Annotated in this window: 20 protein-coding genes; 5 read left to right on the top strand and 15 right to left on the bottom strand. The window is 52.3% G+C overall.

What is annotated here, in order from left to right:
- Positions 1–136 precede the first annotated feature (136 nt).
- Genes flhA through L0666_RS13275 form a run of 4 tightly spaced genes read left to right on the top strand, consistent with a single transcriptional unit; the run spans position 137 to position 4,441 of the window.
- The gene (gene flhA / locus L0666_RS13290) at positions 137–2,227 is read left to right on the top strand and encodes a flagellar biosynthesis protein FlhA (protein ID WP_235261875.1); all 2,091 of its coding nucleotides are present in this window, start codon (positions 137–139) and stop codon (positions 2,225–2,227) included.
- Positions 2,224–2,991: a flagellar biosynthetic protein FliR gene (locus L0666_RS13285; RefSeq protein ID WP_272492184.1), complete on the top strand. Its 768-nt coding sequence runs from the start codon at positions 2,224–2,226 to the stop codon at positions 2,989–2,991. The genes flhA and L0666_RS13285 overlap by 4 nt, the downstream gene beginning before the upstream one ends.
- Entirely contained in the window at positions 2,991–4,070 is a 1,080-nt protein-coding gene (locus L0666_RS13280; RefSeq protein WP_235261873.1) for an EscU/YscU/HrcU family type III secretion system export apparatus switch protein, read from the top strand. The genes L0666_RS13285 and L0666_RS13280 overlap by 1 nt, the downstream gene beginning before the upstream one ends.
- The gene (locus L0666_RS13275) at positions 4,067–4,441 is read left to right on the top strand and encodes a hypothetical protein (protein ID WP_235261872.1); all 375 of its coding nucleotides are present in this window, start codon (positions 4,067–4,069) and stop codon (positions 4,439–4,441) included. Before L0666_RS13280 ends, L0666_RS13275 begins: the two co-directional genes overlap by 4 nt.
- Here L0666_RS13275 and L0666_RS13270 read toward each other — a convergent pair.
- From L0666_RS13270 to L0666_RS13230, 9 genes are read right to left on the bottom strand one after another with little or no spacing between them, the layout of a single operon-like run.
- On the bottom strand, positions 4,431–4,934 hold the full coding sequence (locus tag L0666_RS13270; RefSeq protein ID WP_235262211.1) for a flagellar basal body-associated FliL family protein: 504 nt from the start codon (positions 4,932–4,934) through the stop codon (positions 4,431–4,433). The genes L0666_RS13275 and L0666_RS13270 overlap by 11 nt on opposite strands.
- A 20-nt stretch (positions 4,935–4,954) precedes the next feature.
- A complete protein-coding gene (gene flgH, locus L0666_RS13265) occupies positions 4,955–5,689 on the bottom strand; it encodes a flagellar basal body L-ring protein FlgH (protein WP_235261871.1) in 735 nt (244 codons plus the stop codon).
- A gap of 10 nt (positions 5,690–5,699) precedes the next feature.
- On the bottom strand, positions 5,700–6,116 hold the full coding sequence (gene flgA / locus L0666_RS13260; RefSeq protein ID WP_235261870.1) for a flagellar basal body P-ring formation chaperone FlgA: 417 nt from the start codon (positions 6,114–6,116) through the stop codon (positions 5,700–5,702).
- Positions 6,113–6,898: a flagellar basal-body rod protein FlgG gene (flgG, locus tag L0666_RS13255; protein ID WP_235261869.1), complete on the bottom strand. Its 786-nt coding sequence runs from the start codon at positions 6,896–6,898 to the stop codon at positions 6,113–6,115. The genes flgA and flgG overlap by 4 nt, the downstream gene beginning before the upstream one ends.
- 21 nt (positions 6,899–6,919) lie before the next feature.
- Positions 6,920–7,636, bottom strand: a complete 717-nt coding sequence (locus L0666_RS13250; protein ID WP_235261868.1) for a flagellar hook-basal body complex protein — start codon at positions 7,634–7,636, stop codon at positions 6,920–6,922.
- A 3-nt stretch (positions 7,637–7,639) separates the two neighbouring features.
- The gene (locus L0666_RS13245; RefSeq protein WP_235261867.1) at positions 7,640–7,906 is read right to left on the bottom strand and encodes a flagellar biosynthetic protein FliQ; all 267 of its coding nucleotides are present in this window, start codon (positions 7,904–7,906) and stop codon (positions 7,640–7,642) included.
- A gap of 1 nt (position 7,907) precedes the next feature.
- Positions 7,908–8,195 carry a flagellar hook-basal body complex protein FliE gene (gene fliE, locus L0666_RS13240; RefSeq protein WP_235261866.1) on the bottom strand — a complete coding sequence of 96 codons (288 nt, stop codon included), beginning with the start codon at positions 8,193–8,195 and terminating at the stop codon, positions 7,908–7,910.
- Positions 8,196–8,209: 14 nt separating this feature from the next.
- A complete protein-coding gene (gene flgC / locus L0666_RS13235; RefSeq protein WP_235261865.1) occupies positions 8,210–8,602 on the bottom strand; it encodes a flagellar basal body rod protein FlgC in 393 nt (130 codons plus the stop codon).
- Positions 8,603–8,604: 2 nt separating this feature from the next.
- Positions 8,605–8,988: a FlgB family protein gene (locus L0666_RS13230; protein WP_235261864.1), complete on the bottom strand. Its 384-nt coding sequence runs from the start codon at positions 8,986–8,988 to the stop codon at positions 8,605–8,607.
- An 84-nt stretch (positions 8,989–9,072) separates the two neighbouring features.
- Between L0666_RS13230 and L0666_RS13225 the strand changes: the two genes are divergently transcribed.
- A complete protein-coding gene (locus L0666_RS13225; RefSeq protein ID WP_418887988.1) occupies positions 9,073–10,389 on the top strand; it encodes a FliI/YscN family ATPase in 1,317 nt (438 codons plus the stop codon).
- Here the strand turns inward: L0666_RS13225 and L0666_RS13220 are convergent.
- From L0666_RS13220 to L0666_RS13195, 6 genes are all read right to left on the bottom strand, one after another.
- Positions 10,386–11,183 carry a DUF1217 domain-containing protein gene (locus tag L0666_RS13220; protein ID WP_235261863.1) on the bottom strand — a complete coding sequence of 266 codons (798 nt, stop codon included), beginning with the start codon at positions 11,181–11,183 and terminating at the stop codon, positions 10,386–10,388. The two genes, L0666_RS13225 and L0666_RS13220, sit on opposite strands and share 4 nt — an antisense overlap.
- Positions 11,180–11,590 carry a flagellar biosynthesis repressor FlbT gene (gene flbT, locus L0666_RS13215; protein ID WP_235261862.1) on the bottom strand — a complete coding sequence of 137 codons (411 nt, stop codon included), beginning with the start codon at positions 11,588–11,590 and terminating at the stop codon, positions 11,180–11,182. Before flbT ends, L0666_RS13220 begins: the two co-directional genes overlap by 4 nt.
- Positions 11,590–11,964, bottom strand: a complete 375-nt coding sequence (gene flaF, locus L0666_RS13210) for a flagellar biosynthesis regulator FlaF (RefSeq protein ID WP_235261861.1) — start codon at positions 11,962–11,964, stop codon at positions 11,590–11,592. The genes flbT and flaF overlap by 1 nt, the downstream gene beginning before the upstream one ends.
- A gap of 95 nt (positions 11,965–12,059) precedes the next feature.
- On the bottom strand, positions 12,060–13,331 hold the full coding sequence (locus L0666_RS13205) for a flagellin N-terminal helical domain-containing protein (RefSeq protein ID WP_235261860.1): 1,272 nt from the start codon (positions 13,329–13,331) through the stop codon (positions 12,060–12,062).
- Between the two features lie 209 nt (positions 13,332–13,540).
- Entirely contained in the window at positions 13,541–13,876 is a 336-nt protein-coding gene (locus L0666_RS13200) for a hypothetical protein (RefSeq protein ID WP_235261859.1), read from the bottom strand.
- Positions 13,869–14,144 (bottom strand): rod-binding protein, encoded by a 276-nt coding sequence (locus L0666_RS13195; RefSeq protein ID WP_235261858.1) that lies wholly within the window; start codon positions 14,142–14,144, stop codon positions 13,869–13,871. The genes L0666_RS13200 and L0666_RS13195 overlap by 8 nt, the downstream gene beginning before the upstream one ends.
- Between the last annotated feature and the right edge of the window lie 53 nt (positions 14,145–14,197).

Raw genomic sequence — 14,197 nt, 5'->3', positions numbered from 1 at the left:
ACCATATCGTAACGACCTAGCTCTTAGGTTCCCATGACCAGCAACAGAATGTGCAGGGATGAAATGGGCCAGAGACGTTTTGACTTCATGCTAGCGACCAGTGTGCGAACATTAAACGTGACCGGAGGGTAAGCTGATGCCAAGCTTTTCTCTACGTTCTGTCTTTCAACCGACCGTACTGTTGGCGCTCGCATTGATGGCGATCATCGTGATGATGATTTTACCTATGCCATCGTGGGTTCTGGATATTGGACTTGCGGCTTCTTTCGCTCTCGCGATTTTGATTTTCACCGTCACGTTATTCATTGAACGCCCGTTGGATTTTTCGGCGTTCCCAACAATTCTATTGGCATCGTTGATGCTGCGCCTATCCCTCAATGTGTCATCGACCAAGCTCATCATTGGTCAAGGACACACTGGAACTGGAGCCGCCGGCGATGTGATAGAAGGCTTCGCCAATTTTGTAATGGGCGGTAGTGTCTTTCTGGGCCTCGTAGTCTTTGGGGTGCTGTTAATCGTGAACTTTATGGTGATCAACAAAGGTGCAACGCGCATGGCCGAGGTCGGAGCGCGTTTTGCCTTAGATGGAATGCCGGGCAAGCAGCTTGCAATTGATAGCGACATGAGCGCTGGGGCGATTGATCATAAAGAAGCCAAACGCCGACGCGAAATCGAGCAAGCCGAAACGACCTTCTTCGGTTCCCTAGATGGCGCATCGAAATTCGTCAAAGGGGATGCCGTTGCAGGGCTTCTCATCACAGCATTGAACCTTGTGATGGGGCTTATCATGGGAGCAGCTGTTCACGGCATGCCGATTGGTGTTGCGTTTGAAACCTATGCCATCTTGACGGTCGGCGACGGCCTAGTGAATCAGATCCCGTCAGTCATCATTTCTATAGCGTCGGCGTTGTTGTTGGCTCGGGGTGGAGCAAAAGGAGCCACTGACCTCGCTCTGGTATCTCAGCTTGGAGGATATCCGGCTGCGTTGGCGACTGTTGCCGTCCTAATGTTTTTGTTCGCTTTGGTTCCAGGGTTGCCGTTTCTACCATTTGTAGCTGGCGCTGGCGCTTTGGGGGCGGCCGCCTGGTTTGGCAAGCAGGCGGCTGACAAAGCCGCGGCTGATGCTTCATTGAAAGCCGAGAAACCAATGGTTCAAGCGCCAAGCGAAAGCATGGGCGATTTACTGGATCTTGATGACATTCACGTCGAGTTTGCTCCGGATTTGGTTGATATGGTTTTGGATCCTGGCGTTGGCCTGGATGTTCGGATCGGCAATATGCGCAACCACGTCGCAACTGAATTCGGAGTCCTGCTACCAGAAATTAGACTGACCGATAACGCATCTCTTCCGGACGGTTACTATCGGATTCTTGTTCAAGGCGTCGAGCAGGTCAGGGATCGCCTGCAACCCGGTCGTGTTTTAGCATTGTTGGCGGGCCCTGAAACTCATGTACCTAACGGGCAAGACGTACAAGAGCCGGTTTACGGTGCACCGGCTCGATGGATTAGTTCGGATGATTTGGAGACAGCATCCTTAAGTGGCCTGACAACAGTTCAGCCAACTGAAGTTCTGGCGACTCATTTATTGGAAGTTATTAAAAAGAATTTCGCCCGTCTTATGACGCTTAAGACTTTACGCCGTCTTATGGATGAAATGAGCCAATTAACTGACACCGCGCGAGGTGAGGCCAACCGGAAGATGCTGGATGAATTGGTTCCTGATAAGGTTCCCGTGGACATGTTGTTATCAGTCCTGCGTCTTTTGCTCGAAGAGAGGGTCTCGATCCGCAATCTTTCGTTAATCATCGAAGCCACAGCGGAAGGGCGACAGCTTTACCCCACCGTCGAAGGTGTGGCGGAGCATGTTCGGCAACGTCTTGGGTTCCAACTGGTCGCTGAGATGCGCCGTGACGACGGTACCATACCACTCGTTCAATTGGCGCCAGAATGGGAAGACATGTTTGCGACATACCAGATTTCTACGGAACGAGGTTTGGGTGATGTTGCCTTACCACCAGATGAATTTAATCGCCTCGCGTTAGCTATTTCGGAAAAAATTACAGCAGCTGGAGAAGCGGGTGCTTATCCGGCCGTGGTAACATCCATGAAGCGCCGCCGGTTCTTACGTACCGTCCTCACCGCTAAGGGCTTGCCTAACCCAGTACTGTCCTTCGAAGAAATCGGTGTCGACGCAAAACCAGCTCTGGTCGGTTTGGTGGCCGCATGATGGAGTCGTTGGGCGACCTTACGTCGGCTTCTCAAGTGTTGCTCTGGCAAGCTTTCATTGTGTTTGTTCGTGTCGGTGCAATGGTATCTCTATTGCCGGCGTTCGGTGAACAGTCGATCCCGGCGCAAGTTAAGCTGGGAATCGCTTTTGCGTTCACGATGATCGTCTTGCCGGCCATACCGACGCCACCGCCTTTAGAATCTAAAGCGGCAATCGGACTCATTTTTGCCGAGTCCCTCACAGGATTTTTTCTTGGAATGATGCTTCGTTTGTTCGTTTTGGCATTGCAAACGGCTGGATCAATCGCGGCGCAGTCGACTTCCCTGTCCCAGCTATTTGGTGGGGCTGGAACAGACCCATTGCCCGCAATGGGCCATGTATTGGTCGTTGGTGGCCTGGCCTTGGCGACGATCATGGGGCTGCATGTTCAGATCGCAGAATTCATAATCCACAGCTACAATTTTGTTCCGCACGGTTCGGTTATTCCGCCCGATATTCTGACACCGGCTGGCATTACTGAGATTTCACGCGCGTTTGCATTGGGCTTTACGCTTGCCGCGCCCTTTGTTGTCGCATCACTGATCTACAACATTACTCTAGGCGTAATTAACAAAGCGATGCCTCAGTTGATGGTCGCCTTCGTTGGTGCTCCTGCCATTACGGCCGGAGGTCTGATCATCCTGATGCTCGCAGCACCGCTTATGTTGTCACTGTGGGTCGAATCGATGGGGCGCTTCATCTCGGACCCATTTGGTGGCCTCTGATGAGCGATGACAGCAACGACGACGACAAGCAGTATGAAGCGTCTGAACATAAGTTGGCCGAAGCCCGTAAAAAGGGTGATTTTCCGCGGTCGACCGATCTAAACACAGCGTCGGCTTATGCTGGGATTCTGATAGCCGGAGTTAGTTTCGGGGCTGCTTCGCTGATGCAGCTCGGTTCTGAACTGTCAGGCATGATCGCAAGGGCAGATACGATTTCAACACGCATTTTCGCGTCTAGTGGCTCTCCTTTCTTGGGAGGGATGATGCGAAATCTTGGGATTGAACTCGGGCCTTGGTTCGCCATTCCAGCGGTGTGTGTGATTCTCTCTCTTGTTCTTCAGAAGGCATTTGTTTTTGCGCCGTCCAAGCTCGAACCGAAGATGTCCCGCATTTCCCCGGTCTCTCAGGCAAAGAATAAATTTGGACGAAGTGGTCTATTTGAATTCGGAAAGAGCACTGCAAAACTAATCCTATATTGCATCGTGTTGTTTACTTTTCTGGCGGGCCGGATGCCTGAAATCATGGGCGCAATGGCGCTGTCTCCGGCGCAAATTATGGTGACGCTTTTGCAGCTTTGCATAAGCCTGATGTCTATCGTTTTGCTCATCGCCACCGCGCTTGGTGTGGTGGACTATACTTGGCAACGATCGGAACATTTTCGCAAGAACCGGATGTCCCGCAAAGAGTTGACGGATGAAAATAAGAATTCCGAAGGCGATCCTTCGATGAAACAGAAACGCCGTCAGAAAGCTATCGCGATCGCAATGAATCAGATGATGGCAGATGTACCAGAAGCTGACGTGATCATCGTGAATCCAACCCACTATGCTATTGCGCTAAAGTGGGACCGAGCTGCGGGCGGCGCGCCTGAGTGTGTGGCAAAGGGTGTAGATTTGGTCGCCGCACGCATCCGCGAGGTTGCGCAGGAAAATGCGGTGCCAATCCATTCAGATCCACCGACTGCCCGCGCTCTTCACGCAACAATAGAAGTTGGACAAACGATACCCCGAGATCATTACAAAGCAGTCGCTGCGGCGATCCGGTTTGCTGATCGAATTCGGAAGGCTACAGCAAAGTGACGGACGCGCTCTCAAATTTTCGTCGGTTGATACCGGTTCTCGATATGGCGTTTCAAGCGGAACAACTGAAGATGGCACAAGTTGCGAACCGTATCTCCAGCTTGAACAAGCAGCTTGATGAACTTGAGCGACCTCAAAGCGTTGATCCGATGAGTTTGGCGTCAAGGACGGGTGCGGACGTGCTCTGGGAAACATGGGCGCAGGACAAGAAGGTATTGATCAACCAAGAATTGGCACATGCTTTTCGGGACCGAGAGATCGCCCGCGACCGCCTGATCAAAACGCTGTCGAAACTTGAGTCGGCGAAACAAATGGAACGGCGCGCAGTACTGGAAGAGCGGCAGATAACCGCAAGGCGCTCTAGTTGGTGACATCCTGCCGAACAATATCTACGATCAGCACATCAGTGATATGGCCTTGCATTACATCATCTGCGGCGCCTTGCAGCGCTTCTCGCAACAAACGCATGTTGGATGACGATGTGAAGGCCCCAGCAAACCCTCCGATATTGGCATGGTCGAACATCACCTGAAGAAAAGCATCGCGCAAACGAGGCTCGTGGGAAAACACCGCTTCTTGCCCTCCAGTCTCCACCTCGATGCTCAGTGACATTACGATCAAGGCTGTTACGCGTTCACCGACTACGATGGGGACCACAAACTGGTTGTTCATTCGGGCGTATTCACGTTCGTCCAACGGAGCCGATTCAGTGGTTTCCATTTTTTCGTGCGTAACATCAAACGGCTCTTCACTCGTGTCTCCGCATGGGTCAACGGCCACTTCGTCGAGCTTGGGCGTCAGAATAAGCCCAGCGCCAACTCCGCCTCCGACGCCCAACAGCAAAAAGATTAATGGCAAGATCATTTTTTTCACGATGGGTCCTCTTAAAATGGAAGGATAACGTCGGCGATTTGTTGGCCGTATCGCGGTTGTTGAACGTCAGAAATTTGCCCACGCCCGCCGTATGAAATGCGCGCCGAGGCCAGTTTGTCATAAGTGATTTCGTTTTGGCGGCTGATGTCTTCCGGCCGAACGAATCCAGATACGAGTAGTTCGCGCATTTCGAAGTTCACTCGAACTTCTTGCGTGCCTTGTATGGACAAAACGCCATTTGGCATGACCCCAACGATTGTAGCAGCGACACGCAGCTCCAACTGTTCGTTGCGTCGGACGGATCCATCGCCTCCAAAACTGCTGCTCGATGTCAGATCAACGGCATCGTTCAGCGTTGCACCATCCGGTAAAGATTCATCGATGCGTTGTGGAACGCCAAAAAGGCTGGGAACTGACATGCTTTCAGATCCGCTACGTGACCGATCTGTCGAATTTGATATCGACGCGGAATCGTCAATCTCGATGACGACCGTCAAGATATCTCCTCGTTGGACCGCTCTACGATCCCCAAGTAACGATCCACGCTCACCAGTCCAAAGGGATGGCGTCACTGCGCGCGTTGTTGAAACTGCAAGCTCGGGTTCGATGCCGTATGTCATCATTGCCGTCGCTTCCGGAGATGCTTGCGGCGAGGTGAAATCGGGTTCCTTTCCGACCTCCGCCAATCTTCCACAAGCGGTCAGCATCATCGAGGCCACTACGAGGGTGTGAGTTAACTTTCGCATGTTTTTTCTCCTATTGGGCGACAAAGGCTATGCCATTGTCATCAATGACTGCGCTAACTGTTGCGCGAGATGACAAGTTCATCACTCGGATTAAGTCCCCTGGCCCGGCACGGTCGAGAGCTCTGCCTTCGGTTGAGATCGAGATACCATTCCGGCGATAGACCAACATGACGATTTGATTGCGTTCGATCACCGCTGGCGGTCCAATGTCGCCCAAACGGATGGGTCGACCAGCGTAAAGCGCGACGCGGGACTCGCGCCCAATAGCCAGTTCTGGCTGGTCGATCGCCCCAACAACATTGGTATCTCGCAATAATATATCTTCGGGGCCGATAAGTGTTCGCGCCGGCAGAGTTCGAGCAGCGACGACGGTATCTGAGATTACAGGGCCTGCGAGAACACTGAACACAAGAACCAGAACTCTCATCGGATCTGTACCATCGCGCCGAGCATCTGGTCAGCTGCGGAAATCACTTTGGAATTTAACTCGTACCCGCGCTGGGCTTTGATCAAATCGGTGATCTCCCGAACGGGATCAACGGAACTGTCTTCAAGATAACCTTGGCGCAAGACGCCCAAACCATCTTGGCCTGGGGTTGTTGCTGCGGAGGGGCCGGATGCGGGGGTTTCGAGGAACAAGTTTGAACCGATTGCTTCTAATCCCTTTGGGTTTGTGAACCCAGATAATGTAAACTGCCCCAAAAGCTGTGGGTTAACTTGATCTATAAAGTAGGCGTAAACTTCACCCTCAGAATTGATGGAAATGGATCGTGCATCGTCCGGTATCGTAATGTCTGGAACCACTGGATACCCATCAGATGTGACGATCAGTCCATCGCCTGTACGTTTCAGGCTGCCATCGCGAGTGTAGGCCGCGCGACCATCAGGGAGTGTTACTTCAAGATAGCCATTTCCTTCGATCCCGAGATCGAGGTCGCCACCCGTCGCCGCCAATGAGCCTTGTGACAACATCACTGAAACGGATGTCGGCCGTACACCCAGGCCCAATTGTACACCGGTCGGTAGCACGGTACCGTCAGAGGCGTTGATTGTCCCTGGCCGTTGTAACTGTTGATAATGTAAGTCCGCAAACTCGGCACGGCGGGTGTTGTATCCGGTAGTGCTCATGTTGGCGAGGTTATTGGAGATGACTTCGACTCGGGTTTGTTGTGCTGCCATACCAGCAGCGGCAATTCTTAGGGCACGCATAAGGCTGCCTCCTATTTGGGATCACTTGCCGAGCGCACGGATGGCGCTCCTAATTCGTTCGTCTTCTTTGTCGATGAAACTTTGTCCGAGTTCATAAGCGCGTTGAACTTCGATCATCCGAGATACCTCGAGCACCGGATTAACATTGGATTCCTCAAGGTATCCTTGAAGCATCTTGCCAGTTAACGCAGGTTCATGCCCCTCATCGGCGCGAAACCGAACACCATCTTCCCGCACTAATCCAGATAGATTGATTGGTGTCACAAGGCCAACTTGAGCGACAGGTTGGCCACCAGCGCTGACCGTTCCGTCTGGTGCAATTCCAACAGGCCCGGCACCTTGCGGTACGAACACAGGCGCACCGCCTGCGTCGAGAACACGGAAGCCTTCGGGTGTAACAAGATCGCCGTTTTCATTGGAGGTGAATGCACCCGCACGTGTCAGGCGTTCACCCGCCGGAGTTTCGATGAGGAAGAAGCCTTCGCCCTCGATTGCCAAGTCAAATGACCCACCCGTTTGCATCAAGCCGCCCTGATCCGCATGAGTTTCACGAACCGACGCCGTTGCCATTGAAAGAGAAGGATCATCGGGTCCAAGAGCGGTAACGTGCTCTGCGAAAATCACACCTTCGCTGCGAAAGCCGGTCGTGTTCATGTTGGCAAGGTTATTGGCGACCACGCGCATTTCATTCATTAGACCAGATTGCCGCGTTAATGCGGTGTAAGTCGCATTTTCCATAAATTAGCCTCCTGCGATGATCGGAACGAGAGTGTTTTGAAAGAAGCCGACGAGCGTCTCGGTCATGAAACCCATAGTGATCCAGAACACGCCTACGATTGCTGCGAGTTTCGGGACAAACGTCAGGGTCATTTCCTGAATCGAGGTTAAAGCTTGGAACAAACCGACCGTTAAGCCGGTAATCAGTGCGACAACTAAGATTGGCATCGACACCAGTGTCGCCGTCCAGAGGCCTTGCCTCAGCGTGTCATAGAAGATCGTGTCGTCCATATCAGACAGGCATCCTCAGGATTTCTTGGTACGCCTCGACGACTTTGTCCCGAACGGTAACAGCGGTTTCGACGGCCAACTCTGTTTGGGCCAGTGCCTGAACCAAAGCGTGTGGATCAGCGTCACCTGTCATTGATGCCATGGCCGTTCGTTCGCCGGTTTGTAGGGTATCGACGAAACCAGACAAGGCTTGGCCGAAAGTTGATCCTTCAGAATCGGATGGAGATGGTGCCGTGGCTGGTCGGTTCGCGGCATAGGCGCGCGCGACGACTGTCGGTTGAACTTGCATAATGTCTGCCCTTTTTATCTACGCAGAATGTCCATCAGGGACGTCGACATTTGCCGAACCTGATCGAACAATTTCAAATTGGCCTCATAGCTACGCTGCGCCTCTCGGGCGTCAGCGATCTCAATGAGGAGATTCACGTTGGATCCTTCATAATTGCCGTTACCGTCGGCCATAGGGTGCGAAGGATCATAGATTTCATTAAGCGGGGTTTGATCCAATTGGACACGCCCCGCTTCAACCAGGCCGTTTTCCTGTCCAGCTTCTACAATGGATTGAAAACTAACCGTTTTGCGATGGTAACCAGGTGTGTCGACATTTGCGATATTTTCGGAGACATGACGTAAGCGTGCGGCTTGCGCTCGCATGCCACTTGCGGTCACCCTCATTGCGTCAGAAAAATCTGCCATTCTTATCTCCGTCCAATGCTCATGCGCAGGACATCCAGCGAATGCTTATAGATCGCGAGCGCCCGATTATGTTCGCGCTGCACCTCAACGGCATTGATCATCTCTTGTTCTAGAGAGACAGAGTTCCCGTTTGGAGATGCTTCGGCATCTGTGAAATCATTTGAGGTTGTTAAAGTTGCATCGCCCAAACCTAGGTGTCCGGCACGTGTCGTTCGCATCTTACCCGATGAACCATTTTCATAGCTGTCGGCAAAAGACGCCATCGTTTGTGCACGATAATTTGGTGTATCGGCGTTCGCCATGTTGGCGGCCGTTACGGCTTGTCGCGCGCCTGCATGACGCGCCATGGCATAAGATGTCTGAAACAAGTTCAGGTTCGTAAACATCGGGGCTTCTCCCTCGAGTGGCTTCAACTAAGCCTTAAGGATGATTCCCTAAGAATTGGTTGTCACGAACACAGCGGGGATAAGATGACAGAAGAATTATTCGCCCAAATGGGTGCATCACTCGACCGCGTATCGCTAATACGACCAGTCGGGGAAATCAGCGAAATAGCTGGGGGTTTGGTCCAAGTTTGTGGGTTATCCGCCCACGGGGTGGTCGGGGATCGGATCAAAGTTATCGGTCACGAACTAACTGGCGAGATCATCCGTGTGGGCGCAGCGCGGCTTGATGTGATGATGGATGGCTCGACCGAAGGATTAGGTTCCAAAGCCAAAGTGGTGTTATTGCCCCGTCCTGTTCTTGCCCCTCACGCTGGCTGGATTGGTCGTGTGGTTGATCCCGACGGACAACCTTTAGATGGTCGACCGCTTTTGCCGGGGGTCGAACCTCGCAAGATAGACGTAGCGCCTCTCCCAGCAGCTTCTCGGCGTGGATTAGGAACCCGATTGGCGACTGGTTTTGCTGTCTTCGATACCATTCTTCCAATTGTCCGCGGTCAAAGAATTGGGCTCTTTGCGGGATCCGGTGTGGGCAAATCCACCCTATTGGCGTCGCTTGCCAAAAAGGTCGATGCAGATGTTATCGTCATTGGATTGGTCGGAGAGCGGGGCCGTGAACTTCGGGAGTTCGTTGAAAAGTCCCTTGGGCCGGACGGGATGACGCGCAGTGTCATTGTCGCTGCGACTTCAGATCGTGCGGCGCAAGTGCGCCGCAGGTGCCCGCAAGTCGCCACAACCGTCGCCGAGTACTTTCGAGATCAGGGTTTGCAGGTTTTACTGCTAGTCGACAGTGTTACCCGTTTCGCTGAAGCGCATCGTGAAGTCGCTGTCGCTGCAGGTGAAACAGCGAACTTGCGCGGACATCCGGCGTCTACGCCGGCAGCTATTGCCAGACTCTGTGAACGTGCGGGCCCCGGCAGAGATGAAACCGGCGATATCACAGCAATCTATAGTGTTTTGGTTGCGGGGTCTGACATGGAAGAACCCGTCGCCGATATGTTGCGCGGTGTGCTTGATGGTCATGTTGTTTTGGATCGAATAATTGCAGAACGCGGTCGTTTTCCGGCGATCGATGTGACGCGCTCAGTTTCGCGCTCGCTCCCGGACGCTGCTAACGCTGCTGAAAATAAACTTATTGCGTCAGCTAGACGTCACATGGGTGCCTACGAACAAGCAGAGCTGATGATTCAGTCTGGCCTATATGCGAACGGGTCAGATCAAAAGATCGACGATGCGATAGCGACACATGATGCCTTGGAAAACTTCATTGCAATGCAAAGCGATCAAGGGATCGTCGGCGCCTTTCGAATGCTGCAACGTGCTTTACAGATTGGTGGCGCTTAGCCTTGTTGCAGCAGGCTCAATGCAACCGAAGCGCCGGAGGTTATGGCGAAATTCGTCTCAATTTCTGTCCGCAACATATAGAGCCGAATTATTTTTTCTTGGTTTTCCGGCGAAGCGAGTTCAGAAAATTGATCTGTCCCAAACGTTGCCTTCGCGCGACTCTGAAATTGTTCGAGTTGTTGATCAAGATCCAGCGCGGCAAAGCTAGATGAGAATCCAAAAGCCGTATCAAAGACACTACGTAGCGCTGCATCCCCCATCATTCCGAACCATTGGCCGTCATTCGTGCTCGATGTTTCCATAACGTCAGCAATCGCAGTTCCGGCATTCATAGCCAGGCGCATGTCATTGTTTTGTTCGCCAACGGCGGCCTCAAACTGTTTGGCCTCATATCGATCAATGATGTCATCTGAGAAAAACGAAAGTGAAGTTTTGGGTAGACCGCCCAAGGTCCCAAACCCAAATGCTTCACTGAATGCTGCGTAGCGACTGTCCGACAATTTGTTGGCCAAGGAATCCGAATCTTCGGTGCCTTCTTCCAGAATTTTCCGGATAAAGAACTTGTTGTCGATATCATCATCCAAGCCAAAGGCCCCTAGTGCCACGCTCAGTAATTCCCGATCATTTACAAGATCTTCGGCGGTAGTAATATTTCCAATATTGTCGCGGAAACTATCGGTAGCCCGAACCACTGTTGCGCTTTCGTTGAAGACCGCGCGTTGGCTGTCCGCGGTCCGTTCAAGAAACAACCATCCCGCGTAGCCAGATAGAGGAAGAACCGGTTGGAAGGTCATGACAATCGCGGCTGAGATGCAAGCAAACGCCCCTCCCTTGGTAGAAGTCCACGAAGTCGTTTTAGGCCACGATAGAATTCGTCGTCCCTGAAAGCGTCCGTAGCATCTGACAATAGTTTACGGCTGTCATCATCTGTCAACGCTTGGCTTAATTGTTCAACGCCGCGCATCAATTGTAGCCTCGCTTCGTCAGGTTCTGCATCACCGGACAAGATCAATTGTGCGATATAGCAAACCCGTCGTACGGGTGTATTGACCTCATCAGGCCGGATAGCGTCACGCAGCCGAAGAATGTTTGCATTGGGTGTCAGGATTGAAAGGCGGGACCTGCGGTCTCCATTTTCAATAACTGCGCCATTCACGAGAACCCGTTCTTTGGGCCCGAGTTTTAATACTAGACCAGACATTATCGTTCCTCCCGTGGATTCAGGCCACGCATCATTGCTGTGTTTATCTCAATAAGAGGCTTAATATCAGCCTCCCCTTTTAGCACTTTGCGAGAGTGGAAGGTTGTGAACTCAGCCAAATAGAAAATGCGTGCCCGCAGGTCTTTAGTCAGTCCATTTTCATCATCGGAGACTTGAGCTGCAAGGTGGGTCCAGACTGCTCGATTAGCTTGAACGGCTTCTGCGAAAGCTGGAAATCCGGATGGTAAATGGCCCGCGGTGGCAGTGAGCCTACTTGTGACTTCACTGAAAAGTTGATGCTCAGCCGATCGGTCGCTTCGTAACGGAGAGGACTTGTGCCCATAAGCTTGGTGGGCCTGTTCTATGATATTCACGACTTGTCCTTTCGGGACGGAAGGATATTTCTCACGACTTTGTCGTGGGGTGAATAAATGTCTGAGGCGCCTTTCGAGGCCTCAGACTTTTAGACTTATCCGAACAGTGACAAGATCGACTGCGGAGATTGGTTAGCGATGGACAGGGATTGAACGCCCAACTGTTGCTGTACTTGCAAGGCCTGCAAACGAGCGGACGTTTCTTCCATATCTGCGTCGACCATGGACCCAATACCGGACGTCAGGCTGTCAGACAGGCTACTGATGAAGTTGGCCTGCGTCTCTAATCGGCCTTCGACAGAACCAAACGCTGCAGCGGCGTCAATTGCGCCATTGAGCATGTTTTCAATCTCTGAGAGTGCACCAGATGGATCATTAACAACATCGATGCTTTCGATGCCAGCCAATGCACCGGACCCACGTGAAACGCCATATTCAATGTCGATATTTGCTTCACTTGTAAGGTTTTCGATTGTCAGCGTTCCGGCTGTAGTGAGATCGAAAGAGAAGTCATCGGTAGACAGACCACTGCTTTGCAAAGCGTCTTTCAGGCCAGAGGCAATAGAGGCGTCTGTGTCGCCTTCGCTAACACGATATACGCCCTCGACGTCACCAATCTTGAGCGACACCTCGTCGCCTACGACAAGCCCGTTGACTACAGTATCGTCAACGCCTGCCGTACTCGCTTTCAGTGCGCTTGCTCCAGCCGCAGCACCGGACGTATCCAGGAACGTAAAGCCAGTAATATCAACTTCGTCAGCGCCGCCGTTCTCAGCTAAAGTGGTGACACTTGCGCTACCTGTTCCCGTCCCAGCAGTGATATCAAGGCCGGCAGACGTCGACAGGTTTTGCGTGTCAACGCCGATTGAGCTGGCAGAAACAGCACCAGAGCTGTCGCGATCTAGGGAAGACAAGACATCAATACCAGTATTGCCATTTGTGTTTGTGCCGGTGTTTGACCCGTCAACAAGGTTTTGACCATTAAATTGCGCTGCGCCAACAACGGATTTGATTTGCTCAGTCAAAGCGGAAATGTCGTCTTGAAGCTTTGATCGATCAACGTTCTCTTCTTGAGCCGCAACAATTTTGCCTTTGATGTCCGTAAGGAGGTCAGTGACTGTTTCAGAAGCGTTACGTGCAACGGCAACCGTCGATTCACCAAGGCTCAAGCTATCGGAGATCGCCTTAAAACCCTTAACGTCGCTTTCCATGGTTTTGGAAATTGACCAAACGGCGGCGTTGTCTTTTGCGCTGGAAACTTCCTTACCTGTCGAAATAACGGACTGGGTGTCGCTCAGATCGTTGTTGATGGATTTAAGTGTCTGAAGGGCAACCATTGCGCTGTTGTTTGTCAGAATACTGGACATGTTTTTGGGTCCTATAAGTTGAAGGGCGCGTTTTGCGCCAGATTTTCAAGAACCAATCCCTTTGGATTGGAAGGAACGCCATTCTGACGGAGGCTGGACCGATTGACGGTCAGCGCCACCCAACTCGGGTGCAAGGCCAACATGCCCCTTGTCTCCTAACGTGGCCTTAACGAGACAGGGGCAAGTCTGAGCGATTTGATTTCAATTTTCTAGAAACGCCGTTCGGTCTTGGCGGGTTGTTGAGCGATCATGGTCGCTTTCCCTGAACTGTCATAGCTGGACAACTTTTGTCGCGCAGCACGTTGATTTGCCAGTGCCTTGAGAACATTGGACACGCCATCGCGCGCCGCTGCCAAAAGCGCGCTATTCTGCGCCAATGCTCCAGAGAGCGCCGATAACTCTCGCCGGTCTTCGGGCCCTATACGTTGGGAAAGCCTGGTTTTCTCTTCGGCTAGGGTGTCGACCGTCGCAAAATCGCCGCTTAAGAGAGCCGCGCGTTCCGCATCAAGAATTTTCTTTAACCGTTGGACGGCATGCTTACTCATGAGGTGCCTCGATCATTGCATCAAACAGGGACTGGGCAAGGCCGATACCACCGACTTGCGTCATTTGCTTGGCTTGCTCCTCGCGCAAGAATGACGCGAACTGGTCTTCGCCTGCTCCCCCACCAAAAGCGTCGGGTGTTTGACCGACACCAGCTGACTTCAACATCTCAGATAGGAATTGAGTTTCTAGCGACTGCGCAACCTCCATGAGCTGGGCCGCGCGTTCCTCTGAGATAGAGGGTGTGGTTTGAAGTGTCTGTATTTCCATTCTGAAACTCCGACGTTGACAATTTTCCCTATCATTAGGGGCCAGCGGTAAAG

This window comes from Octadecabacter algicola, from assembly GCF_021532625.1.
GTDB lineage: Bacteria > Pseudomonadota > Alphaproteobacteria > Rhodobacterales > Rhodobacteraceae > Octadecabacter > Octadecabacter algicola.
Note: the sequence above shows the minus strand (reverse complement) of the source record. Positions and strands in the feature narration are given on the sequence as shown.

What these genes read in the sequence shown, in the direction of transcription:
- flhA (WP_235261875.1), top strand. Translation starts at nt 137, where the DNA reads ATGCCAAGCTTTTCTCTACGTTCTGTCTTTCAACCGACCGTACTGTTG.
- L0666_RS13285 (WP_272492184.1), top strand. Translation starts at nt 2,224, where the DNA reads ATGATGGAGTCGTTGGGCGACCTTACGTCGGCTTCTCAAGTGTTGCTC.
- L0666_RS13280 (WP_235261873.1), top strand. Translation starts at nt 2,991, where the DNA reads ATGAGCGATGACAGCAACGACGACGACAAGCAGTATGAAGCGTCTGAA.
- L0666_RS13270 (WP_235262211.1), bottom strand. Translation starts at nt 4,934, where the DNA reads ATGATCTTGCCATTAATCTTTTTGCTGTTGGGCGTCGGAGGCGGAGTT.
- flgH (WP_235261871.1), bottom strand. Translation starts at nt 5,689, where the DNA reads ATGCGAAAGTTAACTCACACCCTCGTAGTGGCCTCGATGATGCTGACC.
- flgA (WP_235261870.1), bottom strand. Translation starts at nt 6,116, where the DNA reads ATGAGAGTTCTGGTTCTTGTGTTCAGTGTTCTCGCAGGCCCTGTAATC.
- flgG (WP_235261869.1), bottom strand. Translation starts at nt 6,898, where the DNA reads ATGCGTGCCCTAAGAATTGCCGCTGCTGGTATGGCAGCACAACAAACC.
- L0666_RS13250 (WP_235261868.1), bottom strand. Translation starts at nt 7,636, where the DNA reads ATGGAAAATGCGACTTACACCGCATTAACGCGGCAATCTGGTCTAATG.
- L0666_RS13245 (WP_235261867.1), bottom strand. Translation starts at nt 7,906, where the DNA reads ATGGACGACACGATCTTCTATGACACGCTGAGGCAAGGCCTCTGGACG.
- fliE (WP_235261866.1), bottom strand. Translation starts at nt 8,195, where the DNA reads ATGCAAGTTCAACCGACAGTCGTCGCGCGCGCCTATGCCGCGAACCGA.
- flgC (WP_235261865.1), bottom strand. Translation starts at nt 8,602, where the DNA reads ATGGCAGATTTTTCTGACGCAATGAGGGTGACCGCAAGTGGCATGCGA.
- L0666_RS13230 (WP_235261864.1), bottom strand. Translation starts at nt 8,988, where the DNA reads ATGTTTACGAACCTGAACTTGTTTCAGACATCTTATGCCATGGCGCGT.
- L0666_RS13225 (WP_418887988.1), top strand. Translation starts at nt 9,073, where the DNA reads ATGACAGAAGAATTATTCGCCCAAATGGGTGCATCACTCGACCGCGTA.
- L0666_RS13220 (WP_235261863.1), bottom strand. Translation starts at nt 11,183, where the DNA reads ATGACCTTCCAACCGGTTCTTCCTCTATCTGGCTACGCGGGATGGTTG.
- flbT (WP_235261862.1), bottom strand. Translation starts at nt 11,590, where the DNA reads ATGTCTGGTCTAGTATTAAAACTCGGGCCCAAAGAACGGGTTCTCGTG.
- L0666_RS13205 (WP_235261860.1), bottom strand. Translation starts at nt 13,331, where the DNA reads ATGTCCAGTATTCTGACAAACAACAGCGCAATGGTTGCCCTTCAGACA.
- L0666_RS13200 (WP_235261859.1), bottom strand. Translation starts at nt 13,876, where the DNA reads ATGAGTAAGCATGCCGTCCAACGGTTAAAGAAAATTCTTGATGCGGAA.
- L0666_RS13195 (WP_235261858.1), bottom strand. Translation starts at nt 14,144, where the DNA reads ATGGAAATACAGACACTTCAAACCACACCCTCTATCTCAGAGGAACGC.